We start from the raw sequence: 2,388 nt of genomic DNA, 5'->3' as shown, positions 1-2,388 counted from the left end.
GCGGGCGCGGCCGCCGCGGCGGCGCGGCAGAGGTTTCGGCTTCCGTCTGGGCTTCGATCTCGGGGTCGGCGGGAAACAGGCTGGGCAGGTCGTTCATGGATGGTTCGGGGCGCGCGTGGTCCGCGCGCCGCAAGTCCTCTGTGGCGGGACGGCGAAAAGGCCCTCCCGGGGCGAAGGGGCGTGGCGCCGGGCAGGGGCTCCGCCGCGCTCACTCGCTGCGGATCATGGTCCCGTAGGCCTGGTCGGTGAGGATCTCCAGCAGCATGGAATGCGGCACGCGCCCATCGACGATGTGCACGGCGTTCACGCCGGCCTTGGCCGCGTCGATGGCGCCCGCGAGCTTGGGCAGCATCCCGCCGGAGATCGTCCCGTCGGCGATCAGCGCGTCGATCTGCTGGGGGGTGAGTTCGGTCAGCAGTTCCCCGGCCTTGTCGAGCACGCCCGGGATGTTGGTGAGCATCACCAGCTTCTCCGCCTGCAGCACCGTCGCCAGCCGGCTGGCGACCACGTCGGCGTTGATGTTGTAGCTCTCGTTGTGCTCGCCAAAGCCGATCGGGCTGACCACCGGGATGAAGGCGTCGTCCTGCAGCGCCTTGACCACGGCCGGGTCGATCTCGACGATGTCGCCCACCTGGCCGACATCGTGCTCCACCGCCGGGTCGTGGTGGTCCACCATGCGCAGCTTCCTCGCGCGGATCAGGCCGCCGTCGCGCCCCGTGAGGCCCACCGCCTTGCCGCCCGCCTGGTTGATCAGGCCGACGATGTCCTGCTGCACCTCGCCGGCCAGCACCCACTCGACGACCTCCATGGTCTCGGAGTCGGTCACGCGCATGCCCTGGATGAACTCGCCCTTCTTGCCCAGGCGCTTCAAGGCCTGCTCGATCTGCGGCCCGCCGCCGTGCACCACCACCGGGTTCATGCCAACCAGCTTGAGCAGCACCACGTCCTCGGCGAAGTCCTGCTGCAGCTCCGGGTCGGTCATGGCGTTGCCGCCGTACTTGATCACCATGGTCTTGCCATGGAACTTGCGGATGTAGGGCAGCGCCTGGGCGAGGATCTCGGCCTTGTCGCGCGGGGCGATGGATTGGAGGTCGGTCATGGAGGGAAGGTGCCGCCGCGGGGGCGAAGGTGAATGGGAAACAGTCGGGGCAAATTGTGCCCCATCCCCCGCCCGGCCTGGCCTCGCCGCCCTCAGTGCCGCATCCAGGGCGGCACCTTGAAGCGCACGATGCCCAGGTAGGCCACCACATAGGCCAGCGCGAACAGCGCGCAGAATGCCATCAGCACCGCCGTGTTGCGCCAAAACAGCACCGCCGGCACCACGGTGAGCAGCGTGAAGGCCCACAGGTAAGGCGCCGTGCGGTTGTTGCGCTGGAGCATCTGGTGCGCCTCGTCCTCGTGGAACACGCCGCGCACGATGCGCCGGTAGATCAGCTGGTGGAAATGCAGAGCGTCCGCCATCCCGGGGGAATCTCCCCGCACCAGCTTGCGGTAGATGGAAAACAGCGTCTCGGCCACCGGGTAGACCAGCAGCAACATCGGAAACCAGGGCGAGACCTCCGGGTTGCGCTGCACCAGCGACAGGCTCGCCAGGGCGATCACCACGCCCCAGATGTAGGCCCCGCTGTCGCCCGCGAACAACGCACCGCGCGGGTAGTTCCACACCAGAAAGCCCACGGTCGCGCCCGCCAGGCACACCAGCAGCGCCGCCAGGCTGCGGTCGCCCACCTGCAGGCACACGTGCGCCAGCGCCAAGGACACGATCAGCGCCACCATGCCCGCCAGGCCGTTGTAGCCGTCGATGATGTTGAAGGCATGGGGCAGGCCGGCGATGGCCAGCAGCACGATCGCTGCGCCCAGCCAGGGCAGCGACGGCAGCCTGGCATCCAGCCAGCCCCACCCCAGCCGCGGCACGTCCAGCCCCAGCAGCCACAGCGCGAGCACGCCCGAGGCCAGCGTCAGCAGCAGCCGGTAGCGCACGCCCAGGCGCTGCGTCATGTCCTCGGCCATCCCGCCCAGCGCCGCCGGCAGCAGCGCCGCCATCCAGCCCCCCACCCAGGGCCCCAGCGCGAGCGAGCCCGGGTCGCCCCGCCAGGTGCTCTCCCACACCCCCAGCAGCCAGCTCACCAGCACGCCGGCCAGCACTGCCGCGCCCCCCAGGCGCGGCACCTCGCCCACGTGGAAGCGCTGCGGCTTGTCCGCGTCGTAGGGCGCCGTGCGCCCGCCCAGCCAGCGGATGGTGACGCCCGAGCACAGCACGGCGACGGCGAAGGCGACCAGGGACAGCCAGATCATGGGGCGCCGATCCTATCCGCAGGGCCTGTATCCAGCGGCAACAGTTGTTCGCGCGCCCGCCGGTAGGCAGGCGAACGCCACAGCCGCCACAGG

At 70.2% G+C, this 2,388-nt stretch carries 2 protein-coding genes; both read right to left on the bottom strand.

Going from position 1 to position 2,388, the window contains the following annotated elements:
* Positions 1-208: 208 nt before the first annotated feature.
* Complete coding sequence (gene argB / locus A612_RS04475) at positions 209-1,099, bottom strand: acetylglutamate kinase (RefSeq protein WP_019373347.1); 891 nt, start codon at positions 1,097-1,099, stop codon at positions 209-211.
* Positions 1,100-1,191: 92 nt separating this feature from the next.
* Positions 1,192-2,295, bottom strand: a complete 1,104-nt coding sequence (locus A612_RS04470) for a glycosyltransferase family 4 protein (RefSeq protein ID WP_019373346.1) — start codon at positions 2,293-2,295, stop codon at positions 1,192-1,194.
* Between the last annotated feature and the right edge of the window lie 93 nt (positions 2,296-2,388).

It is taken from the genome of Melaminivora alkalimesophila (assembly GCF_000282995.1).
In the GTDB taxonomy this organism is placed as follows: domain Bacteria; phylum Pseudomonadota; class Gammaproteobacteria; order Burkholderiales; family Burkholderiaceae_C; genus Melaminivora; species Melaminivora alkalimesophila.
The sequence above is the reverse complement of the archived record's forward strand: the minus strand, read 5'-3'. Positions and strand labels throughout refer to the sequence as shown.

Bases quoted from the DNA above. Each gene is read 5' to 3' on its own strand.
- argB (WP_019373347.1), bottom strand. From the start codon at position 1,099: ATGACCGACCTCCAATCCATCGCCCCGCGCGACAAGGCCGAGATCCTC.
- A612_RS04470 (WP_019373346.1), bottom strand. From the start codon at position 2,295: ATGATCTGGCTGTCCCTGGTCGCCTTCGCCGTCGCCGTGCTGTGCTCG.